At 58.6% G+C, this 17,358-nt stretch carries 13 protein-coding genes and 3 pseudogenes; 2 read left to right on the top strand and 14 right to left on the bottom strand.

The features are described 5' to 3' along the window. Window positions 1-345 precede the first annotated feature (345 nt). Together AWB69_RS34730 and AWB69_RS34720 are read right to left on the bottom strand one after the other, a co-directional pair. Window positions 346-768: a DUF3331 domain-containing protein gene (locus AWB69_RS34730; protein WP_156529064.1), complete on the bottom strand. Its 423-nt coding sequence runs from the start codon at window positions 766-768 to the stop codon at window positions 346-348. Between the two features lie 434 nt (window positions 769-1,202). Further along, window positions 1,203-1,772 carry an NADPH-dependent FMN reductase gene (locus AWB69_RS34720; RefSeq protein WP_062091320.1) on the bottom strand — a complete coding sequence of 190 codons (570 nt, stop codon included), beginning with the start codon at window positions 1,770-1,772 and terminating at the stop codon, window positions 1,203-1,205. Window positions 1,773-3,250: 1,478 nt separating this feature from the next. On the opposite strand from AWB69_RS34720, the gene AWB69_RS34710 reads away from it, so the two are divergent. Both AWB69_RS34710 and AWB69_RS34705 read left to right on the top strand, forming a co-directional pair. Next, window positions 3,251-5,338 carry an FUSC family protein gene (locus tag AWB69_RS34710; protein WP_062091318.1) on the top strand — a complete coding sequence of 696 codons (2,088 nt, stop codon included), beginning with the start codon at window positions 3,251-3,253 and terminating at the stop codon, window positions 5,336-5,338. 842 nt (window positions 5,339-6,180) lie between these two features. Further along, on the top strand, window positions 6,181-6,471 hold the full coding sequence (locus AWB69_RS34705) for a hypothetical protein (RefSeq protein ID WP_062091317.1): 291 nt from the start codon (window positions 6,181-6,183) through the stop codon (window positions 6,469-6,471). A gap of 47 nt (window positions 6,472-6,518) precedes the next feature. On the opposite strand, the pseudogene AWB69_RS49800 reads toward AWB69_RS34705, so the two are convergent. From AWB69_RS49800 to AWB69_RS34660, 12 genes and pseudogenes are all read right to left on the bottom strand, one after another. Beyond that, window positions 6,519-6,725, bottom strand: a pseudogene (locus AWB69_RS49800) (transposase domain-containing protein); the annotation flags it as partial. 39 nt (window positions 6,726-6,764) lie between these two features. Further along, complete coding sequence (locus AWB69_RS34700; RefSeq protein ID WP_062091316.1) at window positions 6,765-8,321, bottom strand: methyl-accepting chemotaxis protein; 1,557 nt, start codon at window positions 8,319-8,321, stop codon at window positions 6,765-6,767. Between the two features lie 678 nt (window positions 8,322-8,999). Next, a complete protein-coding gene (locus tag AWB69_RS34695; protein ID WP_062091315.1) occupies window positions 9,000-9,956 on the bottom strand; it encodes a D-2-hydroxyacid dehydrogenase in 957 nt (318 codons plus the stop codon). Window positions 9,957-10,014: 58 nt separating this feature from the next. Then, entirely contained in the window at window positions 10,015-10,986 is a 972-nt protein-coding gene (locus AWB69_RS34690; protein ID WP_062091314.1) for a 2-hydroxyacid dehydrogenase, read from the bottom strand. Between the two features lie 142 nt (window positions 10,987-11,128). Further along, a pseudogene (locus AWB69_RS48160) lies at window positions 11,129-11,218 on the bottom strand (IS6 family transposase); the annotation flags it as partial. A gap of 138 nt (window positions 11,219-11,356) precedes the next feature. Then, the gene (locus tag AWB69_RS34685; RefSeq protein ID WP_062091313.1) at window positions 11,357-11,710 is read right to left on the bottom strand and encodes a RidA family protein; all 354 of its coding nucleotides are present in this window, start codon (window positions 11,708-11,710) and stop codon (window positions 11,357-11,359) included. 31 nt (window positions 11,711-11,741) lie between these two features. Then, a complete protein-coding gene (locus AWB69_RS34680) occupies window positions 11,742-12,815 on the bottom strand; it encodes a porin (RefSeq protein ID WP_231937326.1) in 1,074 nt (357 codons plus the stop codon). A 554-nt stretch (window positions 12,816-13,369) separates the two neighbouring features. Further along, a complete protein-coding gene (locus AWB69_RS34675) occupies window positions 13,370-14,407 on the bottom strand; it encodes an ABC transporter substrate-binding protein (RefSeq protein WP_062091312.1) in 1,038 nt (345 codons plus the stop codon). A gap of 96 nt (window positions 14,408-14,503) precedes the next feature. Further along, window positions 14,504-14,735 (bottom strand): annotated as a pseudogene (locus AWB69_RS49795) (IS5/IS1182 family transposase); the annotation flags it as partial. Between the two features lie 12 nt (window positions 14,736-14,747). Further along, window positions 14,748-15,104: a non-heme iron oxygenase ferredoxin subunit gene (locus tag AWB69_RS34670; RefSeq protein WP_062091311.1), complete on the bottom strand. Its 357-nt coding sequence runs from the start codon at window positions 15,102-15,104 to the stop codon at window positions 14,748-14,750. A gap of 88 nt (window positions 15,105-15,192) precedes the next feature. Next, the gene (locus AWB69_RS34665) at window positions 15,193-16,602 is read right to left on the bottom strand and encodes an MFS transporter (protein WP_062091310.1); all 1,410 of its coding nucleotides are present in this window, start codon (window positions 16,600-16,602) and stop codon (window positions 15,193-15,195) included. 25 nt (window positions 16,603-16,627) lie between these two features. Beyond that, window positions 16,628-17,311, bottom strand: a complete 684-nt coding sequence (locus AWB69_RS34660) for a fumarylacetoacetate hydrolase family protein (RefSeq protein WP_062091309.1) — start codon at window positions 17,309-17,311, stop codon at window positions 16,628-16,630. Between the last annotated feature and the right edge of the window lie 47 nt (window positions 17,312-17,358).

The raw sequence follows: 17,358 nt of genomic DNA, 5'->3' as shown, positions 1-17,358 counted from the left end.
GCGCCGCACCAGCGCTTCTTTTCTTTCTGCTGAGTAGGTTTTCATTCACTCTGATTTTACCGCCCCCGGACCATGTCTATAAGAATCAGATAACACGACAAGTAGTCTGACGCCGGGGGAGCACCACCACCTCATAGAGTTGCAACGAAGCCGGTTATGTGAATGATTGTCCAGCCAAGTACGCGGAACGAACCAGTTAAGTGATGTGAAACGATGCTATTTCTTGCTGCGAGTGGTGAGCCGGTATTTAACTCGCCGCAGAAGACCCATGACCCAACGTCAACGGGTGTGTGCTCATCTTTGGCTTGATTCAGCAGGGTAGGCGTGCGCAACCATGCAGATGGGTCAGTCTGCTTTCGCAAGCGCGGTAGCGAGGATCATCTCGTCACAGTTGGCTGGCCGAAGTCGACCTCGCCAGCGCGGCCTGAAGACCTGGTCCCCTCTCTGGATGCGCTGGCCGGTCAACGCGCAGTGCCCGCTGTAGCTGGCCGTGACCCGGCCCCAGACCTGGTCGACGTAGTGACACATCGTAGGATCACACCACGAAATCAGAACACATGCGTCGCTCTGCCTCTCTATCGCCGTAATCCTGTTGTGGGGCACCGCGACCGGCATAGCCTCAAGCGCGTTGCCCCACTTCCCTATCCGCCCCGTGCGTGCGCCGCGCCTGCAGGCGGCGCGCCATGACTCTCCGCCGGTGATATCGCCTCCGCTGGAGAGACGCGACAAAAGCGCGACTACCTGGCTCCACGAGTTGACTTGTTCCATGTTGGCATGCCTCTCAAGTAAGAAGAAACTCTTGCGAAAACAGCGGAATGGACCGCTATCCCGAATCGCGCTCTGCAAACCTGTTCGTTGTCTAGTTGACGAATCGTGGGCACGGGTCCAGTTGGTGGCGCTAGCTCTCAGACCTCTACGGACCCGGAGCTCTGAGCGCAAACCAATACACGACAATGTCGGTGACCATAAGCCGAGTCCAGCTGAGCCGTTACACTCCCGCAACCGTAATCAGAAAATCCCTCCAGGGCTTCGGGCCTGCGGTTGGTCTCGCGACCACCGACAACGATCGGGAGAGAGCGGACCGCCGCTGCGATTTGAGCGACAATCCCATCTCCAACAAGTACGCCAACGCGCGCGCATCGACCTTCATCGAATCTGACTAATCTTCACCACATCAACTCCGGGTGAGTTGGTGTTTCTGCTTATTCCGCTGCTGGCAGGAGGGTGGACACCAGTGACAGGAATTCCGCAAGATATTGTCTGAGAAATTCACGGGTTCCTTCATTCGAAATATTGCTATCGGAACCGATGAGATCTGGTCGGAAGGAAATATATGCTTCACCACCCATTACCAGGCTCCCAAGGATTCCGAGGATCTGGCGCAGATGTTGTTGACCGACCGCCGTGCCGATCGCGCCGGGAGAAGTTCCGGTGATGGCAACGGGCTTACCTTTCCAGACGTTCCGCTCGATTGGCTTAGAGCCCCAATCAAGCGCGTTCTTCAGCACCGCCGGGATTGAACGATTGTGCTCGGGTGTGACAAACAGAGCGGCGTCGGCCGCATCGACCTCATTGACAAAGCGAGCGACGGCGGCTGGCCTCGCAGTCTCGAGGTCGGCGTTATACATAGGGAGATCATCGATTCGAACGAACTCAAACTCGAACTTCTCGCTTTCCCCGAGGCGGATGAGAGCTTGAGCGAACCTGCGATTGATCGATTCTCGACGATTGCTACCGACGATCGTCGCGATTTTATATCCACGAATTTTCATATGATTTTTAGCATTCCATAGTAATTAGTTAATATTGCGCGCCCGGTTTCATGGCCCTCTCTCTTATTTGGCTAGTCGTGTAAGAGCATCGGCACCCAAGCCTCAGTGTACCGACCATGGTAGCCAACACCGGGCTGGCGACTAGGCCAATGAACTCACAAAACCCGACAAGCAGCGTAGTGCAATTAGCGCCCCGTGCGCGACGGACCGGATAGGCAATCAACACGACACGCACTCTAAATACACCGGACACTCTGCCCCGGCCATAAGAGATAAATCACTACAGCAAGAAGAGCGACATCAACCTTAGCCGCAATCGCCACCGCGTTCATCAAGTATTCTGGCCGAAGAGCGAAGCTCTGCGTTTCGGAGACTGCGTCAATCCATCCAAAAAGTTGCTGAATGTCCGTAACCCAGTAGGCAACCGTAATCCCAACCAGCGCAAACCATAGCGAATGCGACGTCGGAGCGGCGGTAAACCACGCTGACACCTCAGCCCAAACCTCCAAATTCATCCTTCGTTCCAAGCGCTTTTGCTAATTGAAGGAGTTCCGCCCATTGTCAAATTTAATCATGACTGTTTCTTCCGGCGCTGAGGCTCTTCCTCTACGCGTTCCAGCTTTTTCCAGCGCGCGCTCATATCGGATAGGCGTGTGAAATTTCGAAAAGAAACTACTGGAAAAGACGCGTCCACGAAAACTTCACGTGAAAATTAGTCTCCTATCGCAATGATGATTGAGTATGTCTAACTAAGCATGTTGTTTGTTGCTAAGAGTTGCGAAGCTCAAATTTCCAAACTATAAAGCGTTCGGATGCTATAGAGTGGGATTGACGAAGTGCCCGCATGAACGCTAGCGCGTTCCATCTAGCGTTGCGACAGCAGCGGTTGGGCTGCGCGCTGAAAGAGTGCGGAGCACGAGTGTCCAATCCACTACTGGCCGTACGTAGGGGACCATGCTGACGCTTGTGACGATTGCATTCGAATCACAAAACACGCGTCCGGACGAGATCCCTATCGGGGGGGCCGATTGATTGGCCAGGGTAAGCTTGCCACCATGCGAACCGTCGAACATGTCTTCGTGACGTTCAAGCACTGCATGAGGTACACGCACGACCTCACACCCCAGCGGCTCAACGGGGGCAACGAGATGAACGTGCACATCCTTGCCTACAACCTCACGTGGGTATTGAGGATTAAAGGCGTATCGAGAGAAATGAAAGCGATGCAGTCTGTGGGGCATGGGCAACCATTGGAGCCGGAGGCAGAGCCAATACAACTGCAGCACAGACCATCAACCTGCTTCAGCTTTTCGTCCTCATCGAATTGGCCGCAAGACCATCAAAGCAACCCCCGCTTTAGCTGGGCTTTGTTCAGAAGGGGGTGTTGCTGTTCGGTCGCGGTTCAGGTAAAACTGCGCGACCATAAGATGTGTGATTCACACATAAGAAAGCCGGTCGCAATTTAGTGACGAATGCCCATGACCCCATCCAGCCTGCGCCGTCTGCCCCTGCGCTATCAAGGGTATTTTCGCAACCTCGCCCGCCGGCGCCCCGCGTGGATGGTGTCGTTCGCCATTGAAGAAGCCAGCCTTTCCGAAGGACTACGCGCCGCGTGTGCGGCAACCGCCATGCTGCTGGTCGGGCGCATGCTTCACAATCACCTTTTCTCGTGGGCAGCAATCGGCGCGTTCTGGACCTGCCTTGCCGATGCGGCCGGCTCGGCACAGCGCCGGTTCGCGTCGATGATGGGTTTCGCCATACTCTCCACCGTATGTGGGGGACTGACGGCGCTCGCGTCCGGCGCAGGCACGCTCGTCGCATGCTTCGCCGTACTGGCCGTGTCGTTCTGCGCGGGTCTCTCATCCATCTGGACGCCCGCCGTGTATCAGGTCGCACTCGTCGCAGCCACGACCTGTGTCGTGATGGTCGACAGTCCTATACACAACATCCGCGAAGGTATGCCTCTGCTCGGTATCTATCTGACCGGCTGCCTTGTCGCGACTGCGCTCAGCTTCAGCGTATGGCGCATTCACCCGTTCGGCCCCGCCCGCTACGCAGTCCGGCTTGTGTATCAGCGCCTGTCCGACGCCGCTCGCGACACCGCCCAGCTCGCCACCGATCCGGCCAGCACGCACGACGACTGGACCCGCCACGCGACGGACTTCCGTGCCGAGGTCAGGCAGTCGCTCGAAGCGGCGCGCAAGGCACTGATCGACATGCCTCAGTCGCGTATCGAGAGGCGCCCGCGGTTCAGCGACCTGCTGCTCGCGCTCGACGACGCGGACTCGATACTCGTGAGTCTGATCGCGATCTCGACAGCAGCCGAACATTCAGGGAATGCCTCGGCCATCCCATCAATGCCCAGACACACCGCACGGCTTGCACGTTGCCTCACGATGCTGGCCGAAATACTCGCGCGCATCGGCGAAATCCTGGAAGAACCATCTGCACCACTTCCGCGGGCGCTGCGTGCCCGCCTGCCGGTACTTGCCAAGCGATTTGAAGCAGCAATGGGCCATACCCTATCAGTACGGTTATGGTCAGCGGGCACTCAACACCTCCCGCCCTTACCCGCATTCGGGAACACCACGCTGCTCGCCGCCGTGCGGCAGGCACTTGCCGCGCTGAAGCCAGACCGGTTGGTCGGCTCGCCCGGCCTGCGCCATGCGACGCGCCTGTGCCTCGCCACAACGGCAGCCTTCCTCGTGGTCAGAATCTTTCACGTTCCGTTCGGCTACTGGGCCACCATGGCCACGCTGTTCGTACTGCAACCCACCAACGGCACCACGCTGCCGCGCAGTCTGGAGCGGGCAGCGGGTAGTGCGGCGGGCGCAATGCTCGCCGCAGCGATCGGCCTGCTCGTTCACAGCCCTCTTTCGATCTCGCTGGTCGTGTTCCCGCTGATATGCCTGACCATGGGGTTACGACGCGTCAGCTACAGCCTGTACGTGGTGTTTCTCACGCCGTCGTTCGTGCTTGTCGCGGATTTCGCCACGCCCGCCAACGAATTGATGTATGCACTCGACCGGCTGGGTAACAACGTGCTCGGCTGTCTCGCCGCGCTGCTCGCTACCTGGCTCGTATGGCCAGTGCGCAGCGATAACGACCTGAAAAGTGCCGTCAGACAGGCAATCGAGACAAACCTTGCCTATCTGGCCGCAGCGGTCCATCTGGAATCGTCCCGCGGTGACGAAATCGAGGCGCTACGCCGCAACGCGGGACTCGCCAGTACGCACGCCGAAGAGCTATACCGGCGCGATTGGCCTGGCCACACAGCCGGGCGGCGTAAAACCGTTGCCATTCTCGCTTTGCTCCGGCGTATCCTTGGAACAGCGGCCCTCATCCAGAACTCGCCGGTGTCGGCGGAACGCGGCTCGCCTTTCCGTGAGGTGCTTGCCGCAGCAATAGACACTATCCGTGAACAGACCGACGCGCCTCCTGGCATCCCCTGCGACATCCGACTCCGTCCCATCGAATACGAGTCGCTCAGACAACTGGCGGAACTCTGCACCCTGTTGCATGACAGCAGCGCGTACGATGGCATGCCAAACGACCACCCACGGTAGCGTTCCATCGGACACCGCAACGCGCTCTGGCGAAGGCTAGGGGATTCCTAGCCGCCAACAATCGCTGCAGCCCCGGCGTCAAATGTGAAGCCAGAGGTTTCTTTTGGTCACCACATCGACAGCGAATCCTTATTCAACAAGGAAAACGGATGGAGAAGGAGAACAGTACGACACCGCTCCAATCAACAAAGCCAAAGGTGTAGCTTGCGTTCCGCCCTGCCGTACTGGAGTTGAGTATCGCGGCCGTTCCATTGACGGCCAGAACCCCAGTGTGATCCGCCGTAAGCTGCAAATTGAAACTCGCCACTGCGGTAGGCGTCATCTGCTGCGCGCCTCAACCTATCGCAAACAACTCGCGGTTAAATTCGTTGCATGATGCGAATTCAGCGAAGTAACACAACATCCGTCGACCGGCTTATGCCGTAGTACATGTGTCAGCTGCCCCTTGGGCAGAACCAGTTCGGCACGCTTCACGCCCTCCCGAAAGGCTGACCACGCATACCCTACTTACGCTCAACGGTCAGATGCTCAGTCAGGCGATGGCGATGGCGTTGACGAAGGCGCTCGGCAGCGGCTATCGCGCCGATCTGGCCGTCGAACCGACGCCGCGTTGACCGGCGCGCCGGCTAGGGTCAGCCGGCAATAGCGAGGCAGGTCCGTTGCTTTTATTTTTTCGTTAATGGAGGTCACCGTCGTAGCTGTCGGCATTTCTGGTCTGGTCTTAGCGTTTCGTGTTACCCAATCCACGGTGGCTCGGACTTTTGTCATCATCGAGTTTCGTTCTGCCTTACGGGTCGCGTCACTTGAGCTAGACTGGCTTGAGTAACCGGAAGGAGACTTGGATGATACGCAAGACGCTCAATGCCTCGCAGCTTCAGCAGGAGGTTAACCGGCGAATCCATCGACTGCAGGAAATCGTCGAGGATGGCGTGAAGATTCGTGTGCCGCGACCACAGTTGCAAGAGGCCGACAAGACAGGCTGCAACTGGAACATGACCCACTTCGGTAACGCGGTCGGCTTCGAGCGCGACATCGAGGGTGTGCTCAAGGCCATGCGTGCCGAATACAACCTCAACACTGAATTGAAAGACACCGGCAACCCGTTTGGGGACCAAGCGTTTCGACGAACTTAAAGTCAACGTGCTTGAGGTAAAGACAAGACGGCGTCAGCGGCGCTAGCTCATGTCGTATCCTTCGCATGTGCATAGGCTTTACGCTTACCGTCGGTTGAAAACAGTACAGTGGACATAGTTGCGCTTGTACAGTTGCACGACCAAGTTCCACGCAACAGTTCGTTGATACGGGTGATCCGGATACGGGTGAGCACATGCCGCAGATATACCTTTGGATCGAGACCGCCGAGCTTACACGAGCCGATCAGGGAGTACGCCGCCTGTGTTGACGCCCACGCTCAGCACGTGCGCCCTCAAGGTTTGAGCTTGAAAACCGAGACCAGTTCTCGCAATGAATTCGACTGAACTGCCATGGATTGCGCCGCAGCTGATGCCTCTTCCACCAATGCGGCATTTTGCTGCGTGACCTCGTCCATCTGCATGACAGCCGTATTGGCCTGCTCGATGCCGGTATGCTGCTCGACCGACGCGGAGGCGATTTCTCCCATCAGGTCTGTCACCCGTTTCACTGACTGGACTACTTCGTCCATCGTGCGCCCCGCCTGGTCAACAAGCTGCGAACCCGCTCTTACCATGGCGACCGACTCACCGATCAGACCCTTGATTTCCTTGGCCGCAGTCGCGCTGCGCTGGGCCAGTGTGCGCACTTCGCTCGCTACGACCGCAAACCCCCGCCCCAGTTCTCCGGCCCGTGCTGCCTCGACCGCCGCATTCAAGGCCAGGATGTTGGTCTGGAACGCAATACCTTCTATGACGGCAATGATTTCTGCGACTTTCGACGAACTCGATGAGATGTCATGCATGGTGTCCACCACCCGGCCGACAACTTCGCCTCCCCGGATCGCGACTGCCGAAGCGTTCGCGGCAAGCGCATTCCCTTGGCGCGCGTTTTCGGCATTTTGCTTGACCGTGGCAGTCAACTCTTCCATGCTCGCAGCGGTTTCTTCCAGCGATGCCGCTTGTGCCTCCGTGCGCTGGCTCAGGTCGGTGTTGCCGGCCGCAATCTGTGCGGAGCCTGTCGCAATGCTCTCGCCGCTCGCACGCACTCGTCCCACTATATCCTTTAGGCGTTCGTTCATATGCTTGAGTGACCGCAACAAATGGCTTGTTTCGTCCCTTCCATTCGTTTCGATATCCGACGTGAGATCGCCCTGGGCTACGCTTTCTGCAATGACGACCGACCGGCGAATTGGAACAGTGATAGACCGCGTGATCAGAATCGCAATCGCCACGCTTGCGCCTAGCGCGACACCAGTCAACCCGACGGTAACGATCAGCGCTTGATGAAAACTGTTGCCCGCCTCATTGCTCGCGTCCTCCGCTCCTCGCCGGTTGAGCTGGATTTCTCGCTCAATAATGCTTGCAACGGGTGCAAATGCGAGCGCCGAGTCCGCTGCCACTTTTGCTCGGGTGTCCTCAAAGGTACTTTCATTGACGACGGGCAGCGCATTGGCCGCTCGGTCGAGCGTCATGTACGCCGCCCATGCCGCTTTAAAGTCGCTGAAAAGGTGTTCTTCCTGAGCAGAAGCTACCATTTTTCCATACGTACCGAACGCGGCATCCAGCTTCACAATGGCGTCGTCGTGTCGACTCCTTTGCAATTGCTTATCCTTTGGCGTGACGGCCAACATAGATTCAAGGGTCGTCTTTCGAACAAGGCTAGCAAGGGAACGGACTTCTCCCAGCGTTTGAATGCGCGGTAGCCAGTTGGCCGCCAATTGCTCAGTGCCATCGAAAACACGAGAGGCCTGAACGAGCGCCAGCACGCCGATAAGGCACAGCAACAGTAGAGTGATGCCGAAGCCCATGCTCAGTCGGGTGCCGATTTTGATGTTGTTGATGAAATACATGATTGCCTCTTTGTATACTGTAGACCGACTAGCGGCACCTGAGCGCGAAGCTTTAATGCGAAGCGCCCTTTCCTTCTCGACCGGGACAATGGTCGCTTGCATTTAAGTGGCTCTGCATCGGAGCGATCTACAGTCAATGGTTTTTCGCCTGCGACCTTGCGTCGACATTTCCGTTGTCAGCTGAACAGCGCAACATTCAGCGATGTTGATAAGCCTTAGACGCGTTACGATCTCCTGGGCGCGAACCTTTTCGGCGATGACTGTGACGCTTATCTGGATATGGGGCGGAAAGCCGACTGTCGAATCGGTCTGTTCTTTCGGCGCTTACCCGACCATCGCGTCGTTTTCCAAGCTCGATAGTCGGCCCTGGTGAATTGGCAATCCTCTCTCTTTCGATCGCAGCCGGAAAACGTCGCTTCGATGACCACCCCTACCAAGTCCCGCGATGCGGCGCCAGCGCCGCCCGGATCTATGCCGGATCGTTGGGTAAGCGCCGTCGGTAGACGATCCGGTCAGCTTCATCGCCGACCACTAAAACACTGTTGTTCGGGTACAGGTCGATTCCACTAAACTTGTTCATGCCGGCCCCCTGTGCGTCAAGTCGCTGTCCGCACCCCGACTCTACGCCAGCCGTTCTACTGGGACGGAGGCAGGCCGGCTATATGATTATCAGAACCGTCAGGCCTTGCTAACTCTGTTCACAACATTGATTGGCAACCCTGAATTATAAGCGTTCAGATTCTCCCCGACACCCTGATTTAGTCTCCATGCTCCATTGGTGGCAGCCCAACTGATATGCGGCGTCACGATTAAATTCCGGTGAGAGCAGTGGAGCAAACGTTCCGTGATGTCGGGAGGTTCTTTTGGCAGGACGTCCAACGCTGCCCCACCCAGCCGGCCACTAGTCAAGGCATCGAGTAGTTCAGACGTATCGATAAGGCCGCCACGCGCGCTGTTCACCAGCATTGCGCCTGGCTTTAGCGAAGCCAACTCGTTTTTGCCGATAAGATTCTGCGTTTGATCGGTGAGCGGACAGTGCAATGACAGGACATCGCACCGTCGCAGGACTTCCTCGAACGGAAGAAAGCCTTCGCGCGCATCGGCACGCCCACGGTGCTCCGCGTAGATCACGTTCATTCCGATTGCGCTCCCGAGACGAGCGGTCGCTTGCCCAATAGCTCCCCGTCCCACAATGCCAAGTGTCGTACCGGCAATGTCAAGGATAGGCGCGCCATGTACACAGAACGATTGAGACGACGCCCACTTTTCGAATGCAAGAGTCCGATACTCTAGCAACTTGCGACGTAAGGCGAAAATTGAAGCGATTACCCACTCGGACACACTCTGCGCGGAATACCCTGGAACGTTCGACACGGCGATCCCCCGTTCGCGACATGCGTCAATATCCACGCAATCAAAGCCAGTAGCGGCGAGGCAAATGAAACGCAACCGAGGCAGGCGTTCCAAATCAGCGCGGCGGATCGGAACTTTGTTAGTAATCGCGATGGTGGCATCGCGTAACGCATCGACCACATCGCGGGGCTGGGTTGCCAAACGGTCGACCCAGCCTGTTGCCCAAGCCGGGCGAGCGATCGGTATAGGGAGCGTACCGGCATCTAAAATGACAACGTTCATCGGGGTTTTGTCTCTAATCTTACTGCTTCAAAAAATTCATTCCGTTGTAGGAAGTTCTTTAGGCTTGGACCACTGGCGTAAGCAACACCTTCCCGGCGAAATAGGCACGTAGGTTGTCGACCACGAGTTGGGCCATGGCCGCGCGCGCCTCAAGCGTTGCGCTCCCGACATGTGGCAGCAACACGACGTTGTCGAGTGCACGCAATTCATGTGGCACATGTGGCTCATGGGCGAAGACGTCGAGAGCAGCCGCACCGAGCGTTCCGTCGCTCAGCGCATCGATCAGCGCTCGCTCGTCAACGATCGAGCCGCGGCCGACATTGATGAGCGTACCCCCCGAGCCGAGCGCGGCAAGTACGCGCGCGTCGACCAGATGGCGTGTCGCAGTTCCTCCCGGTGCGGTGATGACAAGGTAATCAACGTGGCGTGCGAGCACCTCGAGATCGCTACAATAGGCATAACCGACATCAGGCTTGCGCCGTGGTTCGTAATAGCTGATCCGCATGCCGAACGCCTGCGCTCGGCGTGCAAAGGCGAGACCGACGCAGCCGAGCCCCAGTATGCCGACGCATGTGCCGGCGACACTGCGCCTCGGCGGCGGTAAGGCTTCCAGCGAACCGCGCGCACACGCGGAATGGCGGCCGGGGGCGATTTGATACGCCACGTGAAGCACCAGCGCCATCGCGAGATCGGCGACAGCCTCGGCTGTTACTTCGGGGGTGTTCGTGACCGCGATTCCGCCCGCGCGCGCTGCATCCAGATCAATATGGTCGAGCCCGGTCGACATGGTCGAGACGATCTTTAGGTTCGGCAGCGCATCGAGCAGCCGGGCGTTCACGGGGCCATCGGCGGATGTGACTAGCGCTTGCGCGGATTCGGCCCATGACGCCAAAGCCGCGTTGCTCTCGGGCGCCTCCCACAGCCGAAAAACCGTAAATTCTTTCTCCAACATCTCCAGCATCGAGGGAAGGATCGGCACCACGAGCACGACCGTGGGCTTGCCCGCCGCGCTCCGGGTCAGCCCGCGCATAGCCATTCCTCAGCTATGTCGGCCGCACCGCGCAGCGTCAGTCGACCGCGTTGTGATCTCATCGCAATTTTCCGGGGGATGGGCACTTCGCTCCTCCTTTTATCTTCGTCTGACCTTTCACGACCATGTGCATGATCTGGATAACGTACCATCGGACATAAATCAAGATCACCTCCAGAGGATAGGATAGGCGTTTCAACACCTTGGCCAGCGCCGAATTCAGCGTCTTCATCCGACCTCTCATGAGCGCATTTTGGATCGCCGTAGTTCTACCGCCCCATATTCACGCGGCACGACTGCTATGGGCGGCGGCTGCCTCAATGCAATGGCTACCACCGCAGAAGCAATGTGATATCCCAACGTCACCAAATCAGGCGAGCGCCGTCACCGATATCTCAACCAGCATGTCCGCCGCAGCCAGCTTCGCCTCGACGGTTGCCCGCGTCGGCGCGCAACCGGGCGGGAGCCACGCTTCCCACACCTCGTTCATGGCGGCAAAGTCGCGGGCAATGTCGGCCAGCCAGACTTGCGCCGAAACCAATCGCGTCTTGTCAGCGCCCGCCAGCGAGAGAAAGCCATCAATATTGGCCAATACTTGCCTTGTCTGCACTTTCACGTCGAACGTCCGGTCATTCGACGTCTGGCCGCCGACAAATATCAAGTCAGCGGCCTTTACGACCCGACTCATCCTTGAGTCGGTCGCAATCCTGACGATGTCACTCATTCGCGCGAATCTCCATTCAGTTAAACCGCCCTCAGAACTTGTGCAGTATCGCGATCCGCGCGTCGCTCTGATTGTCGCTGGTGGATGGCGCAAAGTGGCCACCGATCACCGGGTACACGCCGCTGGAGGCTCGCAGATAGTCGAAGCCGCCATACACGAATGTGGCTTTCGACAAGTGGTAGGTCAGGCCGGCCGCGAGCTGATGCCAGTGTGCGCCTTCGAACGTCGTGTACTGATAGCCGCCCACCGCCTGCAACGCAGGAGTGATGTTGTAGATGGTGCCCGCCTCCCCAACCCACATGCTCGACGTAACACCGTTCGCCTTAAAGGTCGTGCGCGTGACGTTGGCGATGATTCTCGCAGGGCCGAGCTGATAGGCGCCCGCCAGCACGAGCGCGCCGGAATAGTCGAGCCGGAAATTACCGGACGAATACAGGTCGGTCACCGCGCCCGTGTTGGGGTTGACCGTGGCGACACGCTGGCCCAGGAAGGAGGTGAAACCGATCTTCGCAAAGGGGTCGGTCGTCGTGCCGTTCAGGCGGGTATAAGCCAGGCCCACCTGCAGCGGTCCACCCGAATAGTTTCCCCCCGCGCTCCAGCCGCTGCCATCGTAGAAATCGCCTGCGGTGTTGCTGAACGAATACATGCCGCCAAACGAAAAACCATGTATGTTTGGGCTCACATACTTGACCGCATTCGGCAGCCGGTCTGTACCCATCCGGTCATAGTCACCCTGGTGCGAACCGTAACCTGTGACGTCGCCGCTGACGTTGTCGTTGGCTGCGTAGTCGTTGATGAAGTCATACTGCAGGCCAAAGGTCAAGGTACCGTAGGTATTGTCGCTCAACCCGGCGTACGCCTGCCTGCTGAACGCCGCCCCACCGCCGAGAGCCTTGCCGGTGCCGAGCGTGAAACCGCTTTCCAACTTGAAGACGGCGCGCGTGCCGCCGCCCAGATCCTCGACTCCCGTCATGCCCCAGCGATTGCCGGTATACACGCCGTCGGCGAACTGATAGAGCTTCTTACCGCCGTTATTGCTGGAATAGCTGATACCCGCATCGAGCAAACCATACAGCGTCACGCTGCTTTGCGCCTGTGCCGGCAAGTCATACGCCAGCAAGGTCGCTAATATTATTAGGTATACAAATTTTATCTTAGTGGTTTGAGCAGGCAATTTCACGGATACTCCAAAAAGTCGGTCTTTTTCTCTTATCCGCGAAGAGAGAATATCCGCCTTCGAATATTCACCGTGCGGCGCTTTCACATTACTTATTTGCTCTCGTCTTCGCTCGGTTTGGCGCGACGACGTTGCCGGCGGTCATTCGCCGCTTTTTAAAGTATTCCCGCGTGAAACGGCGAGTCCATTGAACCAATGAAATCGCACGACTCTCAGATGCTAAGAAAAATAAATCCAAGTAATGGCGAACGCAGGAATGTCTCCATGAGCAAGATTGACCGCCCAAAAAACAAGCGTCTAATATTATTTAGCTGTCGCTCTTAGTGGTCAGTCCTATAAGCGAGAACACCCGGCAAGCGCTTAACGCTGCGATAAATCCAATGTCGGCCATCAGGGCTCCGGCCGCGCGCCGCCGCGTCCAGCATCTGCAGATGCTGGTTCTGTGGCCCTAACCCTGCAACGCTCGCATGACGTTGCCGCGCCTAATTTGACGCCACAAGCGGCTTGTACGGCCCAAGCTTGGCCACAGCGGCCGCGGCAAATGAATCGTCGACGACATCACTCACCTCGATGTTGCCGCTTACATAGCCGCGCGCCTTAAAATATTTCAGGTCATTGGCGAGCGCCACTTCGTTGACGCTACCGTTCGGATTGGTTGCGGCTGGGGTAATCCTGCGATAGAAACCCGCATCCTTGATTTTGGTGTTCTTGATCAGGATATCGATCACCTTACTGGACGTCGGCCCTGCCAAACGGCCTCCCGAAAGCGCGTCGTTGTAAAAACGGACGGCGCGGATATACGCGATCATGAAGCGCGTCGCCTGGTCGCGGTCCTTCATGAACTTGTCGGAATACACCACCACGGCGTTCTGCTGCCCCGGATAAATCGCCTTGGGACTTGCCTTTACGGCGATAGCGCCCTCGATCGCGCGAGTGATCGTCGGTTCGTCCGTGATGCTAGCGTCGATTTTCTTGTTTTCCAGCGCGACTAGATGATCGGGAAAGCCAAGATAGACCACATTGACGTCATGCATCGTCAAGCCGCCCTTCTTCAATGCTTCGTTGAGCGCCGATTCGGACCCGGCCCCTTTGGCTGCGACTGCGACCGTCATGCCCTTCAGGTCGGCAAAGGTCTTGTAACGGCCGCTATCGACCAGGTCCTTGCGTATCAGTAGCGTCGAGTAATCGTAGCCTTCCTGGACGGAGCCCTTGTCGGCAACCACCTTGATTTTCACGCTGCGCAGCACCGCGTTGTAGAGACCGGCCGATGCGGTACCGCTGCCGACATCGAGCTCGCCGGTCGCGAGCGGCGCGATCATCAACGCCGCCGAGGCGAACGGCACGAGCTTGACGTCGATGCCCTCATCCTTGAAATAACCATTTTCCTTTGCGATCAGGACGCCGGCGTCAGCGCTGGTATTGGCGATGCCGACCGTGACCGTGTTCTGGGCCTGCACCTGGGAAGCCGTGGTCAGCGAAAATGCGAAGCAAACAGCCGATAGAAATTTGAAAAGAGACATTTTTTTCACCTCAGTGATCCTCAATGGTTAGAGACGGTTTTCTAAGACTACTCCACTCATTGGAGTGTATTCGAGCAGATCAAGCAACAGCCGAGTTGAGGAATGCTGCGTGCATGTCTCCACGCGCCGACGTTCGGCGATCAGGGGCTTGAAGCCGCGTTCGCGCAGTTCCTGCCGATATGGCTCGGCATAGTAACTGCGGTCGGCAAAGATGGCTTGAGGCTTTTGCAGAGGGTGCCCGCGCGGGCCACGAATCGGAGGAACCGCGGGAGATCAGGGCCAGCGGTTGCGTGGCATCGTGACTTTTTGTGCCGGTCAGGATCGCGGCGCATGAGTGAGTTCAACCCTGCGTTTCACGCGCGTTCGCCATGCGGGTGATCTCGCCCGGATCGATCTCGATGCGCCCGGCGACCACATGCGCGGTCCAGCTCCGAACCGGTTGGGAGCAGGGTGGTGCGGTAGGTTGACCGGTGCGGATGTCGAAACGCCCCTGATGAAAGGGACACTCGACTTCGCAGCCCTCGACATAGCCCTGCGACAATGAGCCGGGGCCATGCGAGCACATGTCGCTGAGGACGAAATAGTCGTCCTCCAGGACGAACACCGCATAGGCAACGCCGTTGCGCTCGCAGCGCACCGGCATATCAGTCGAGACCTCGCTGCTGTCGCAAAGAGTCAATCGCGTTGAATCTGTCATTAAATTGGTTCCTTGAAGAGATGAATCCGCTGTCTTTTTCAGACAACTCCCGCAACGGCCAACAGGACGATTTCAGCCCTAACGGACTTCAACGCGGTTCGGTATGGCGTTGCAAGGGCTGGCGACCGCTCAGCTCCGCGCCGGCCATGTCCGCCATCGCCCGGAACGGCCAGGCCGCGCCCAGCGCGATCGCGCCGATCACGAACAATGTGATGCGCATGTCGAGCGCGCTTAGTCGGCCGTGCGTGCTCATTACCCGCAGCAACAACGCGCTTGCGGCGATGCCCGCGGCCGATGCGAGTGGTTGGAGCATACTGGCGAAACTGGTCGCCGCGCTCATCAAGGCAGGTTCGACATCCGCATAGACCACGGCGTTAAGCGCCGCGAACTGCAAGGAGCGGGCAAAACCGCCCGCCAGCAGCGCCACCGCGATGACGAGGAGCGATGTCGCGAGGCCGAAGCCCATGCACACCAGGATCGACAGCGCGCTCAAGGCGCCATTGCACAGCAGTACCGACCGAAAACCGAAACGGCGCAGGATAGGCGGGGCGGATCCTTTCATCACGAAGGCGCCCAGCGCAGAGCTGAACACCAGTACACCGGCTACGAACGGCTTCATGCCCAGGACGATCTGCAGCAGCAGCGGCAATACAAAACCGAAAGCGGAGGCGGCCAGACGAAACAGGAAAGTGCCGCTGGCGCCTCGCGCAAACGTCGCCTTCGCGAGCAGTCGCAATTCGAGCAGCGGATGCGGGCACGCCTTCAGGTGACGGACCGCCAGTGCCCCGCTCACCGAACCGACTACCGTCAGCAGCGCCGCGATCGATATCCCGGGCGATGACGCCAGCATGCTCAGGCCCGCGATCAGGCAGCCGACCGCCACGCCCACGAGGCAGGCACCCCACCAGTCGAACCGCGAGCGCACCTCCCCAGCCTGCTCGTCCATCAGCCACGTGACAAGGCCTACACCGAGCAGCCCTATCGGCAAGTTGACGAAGAAGATCCAGCGCCACGTCAGGTAGCTGGCGAAAAATCCGCCCAGCAACGGACCCATGATCTGCCCTACCACGCCGGGCATGGTGACAAGCGACATCGCGCGAACATACTCGGCGCGGCTCGTGGAACGCAGCACGATCAGGCGTCCTACCGGCAGCATCATCGCGCCGCTCATGCCTTGCAGCGCGCGGGCCGCGGTGAATTCGGCCAATGTAGCGGAGACGCCGCACAGCATGGAGGCGAGCATGAACAAACCTATCGCCGCGCGGAAGACGGTCTTGCTACCGTAGCGGTCAGCCAGCCAACCGCTCACCGGAATGAAGATCGCGACCGCGAACATGTATGCGGTAATGCCCGCGCTAGCGGCCGGCGCACTCGAGGCAAACGAACCCGCAATCGAGGGCAACGCGGTGGTTATCACGGTGCCGTCGAAGTTCTCCATGAAATACGCGGACGCGACTATCAGCGCAACGATCGTGCTCTTCCCCTGTAGCTTGTCCATGTGCGGTCCCCAGGATGAGCGGGGCCTACTCGATGGTGATCATGAGGTCAGTCAGGCCGTCGACGTGCCCATGCATCGTCTCGCCCTTCTTCACCGGCCCGACGCCCTCTGGCGTACCGCTGAAGATCAGGTCGCCCGGCGCGAGTTCGACCAGGCCGGAGAGCGCCGAGATCGTTTCGGCGACATTCCAGATCAGGTCGGACAGGTCGCCTTGCTGACGCGGTTCATCGTTCACCTTCAGCCAGATCGCGCCCTTCGACGGATGCCCGACCTCGGACACCGGCGAGATCGCCGAACACGGCGCCGACCGGTCGAAACCCTTCGACATGTCCCACGGACGCTGCATTTTCTTGGCCACGCTCTGCATATCGCGGCGCGTCATGTCGAGCCCGACCGCATAGCCATACACCACGTCCAGCGCCTTCTCCACCGGGATATCGCGACCGCCTCCCTTGAGCGCGACGACCATTTCGATCTCATAGTGGTAGTCCGCGGTCTGGGTCGGATAAGGAATCGTGCTGCCGCTCGCGACGATCGCGTCCGCCGGCTTCATGAAGAAGAACGGCGGTTCGCGGTTCGGATCGTGGCCCATCTCGCGGGCATGCGCCGCGTAGTTGCGGCCGACGCAATAGATCCGGCGTACCGGGAACGATTCGCCGTTGGTGACCGCGACCGTGGTCACGTCAGGCGTGGGTATGGCGTATTGCATGGATGGTTCTCCAACGCAGCAACTAACAAATGAATCGTTTTCGACGC

It is taken from the genome of Caballeronia udeis (genome assembly GCF_001544555.2).
GTDB classification, from domain to species: domain Bacteria; phylum Pseudomonadota; class Gammaproteobacteria; order Burkholderiales; family Burkholderiaceae; genus Caballeronia; species Caballeronia udeis.
This window is presented reverse-complemented; position numbering and strand designations above follow the sequence as displayed.

What these genes read in the sequence shown, in the direction of transcription:
- AWB69_RS34730 (WP_156529064.1), bottom strand. Translation starts at nt 768, where the DNA reads ATGGAACAAGTCAACTCGTGGAGCCAGGTAGTCGCGCTTTTGTCGCGT.
- AWB69_RS34720 (WP_062091320.1), bottom strand. Translation starts at nt 1,772, where the DNA reads ATGAAAATTCGTGGATATAAAATCGCGACGATCGTCGGTAGCAATCGT.
- AWB69_RS34710 (WP_062091318.1), top strand. Translation starts at nt 3,251, where the DNA reads ATGACCCCATCCAGCCTGCGCCGTCTGCCCCTGCGCTATCAAGGGTAT.
- AWB69_RS34705 (WP_062091317.1), top strand. Translation starts at nt 6,181, where the DNA reads ATGATACGCAAGACGCTCAATGCCTCGCAGCTTCAGCAGGAGGTTAAC.
- AWB69_RS34700 (WP_062091316.1), bottom strand. Translation starts at nt 8,321, where the DNA reads ATGTATTTCATCAACAACATCAAAATCGGCACCCGACTGAGCATGGGC.
- AWB69_RS34695 (WP_062091315.1), bottom strand. Translation starts at nt 9,956, where the DNA reads ATGAACGTTGTCATTTTAGATGCCGGTACGCTCCCTATACCGATCGCT.
- AWB69_RS34690 (WP_062091314.1), bottom strand. Translation starts at nt 10,986, where the DNA reads ATGCGCGGGCTGACCCGGAGCGCGGCGGGCAAGCCCACGGTCGTGCTC.
- AWB69_RS34685 (WP_062091313.1), bottom strand. Translation starts at nt 11,710, where the DNA reads ATGAGTGACATCGTCAGGATTGCGACCGACTCAAGGATGAGTCGGGTC.
- AWB69_RS34675 (WP_062091312.1), bottom strand. Translation starts at nt 14,407, where the DNA reads ATGTCTCTTTTCAAATTTCTATCGGCTGTTTGCTTCGCATTTTCGCTG.
- AWB69_RS34670 (WP_062091311.1), bottom strand. Translation starts at nt 15,104, where the DNA reads ATGACAGATTCAACGCGATTGACTCTTTGCGACAGCAGCGAGGTCTCG.
- AWB69_RS34665 (WP_062091310.1), bottom strand. Translation starts at nt 16,602, where the DNA reads ATGGACAAGCTACAGGGGAAGAGCACGATCGTTGCGCTGATAGTCGCG.
- AWB69_RS34660 (WP_062091309.1), bottom strand. Translation starts at nt 17,311, where the DNA reads ATGCAATACGCCATACCCACGCCTGACGTGACCACGGTCGCGGTCACC.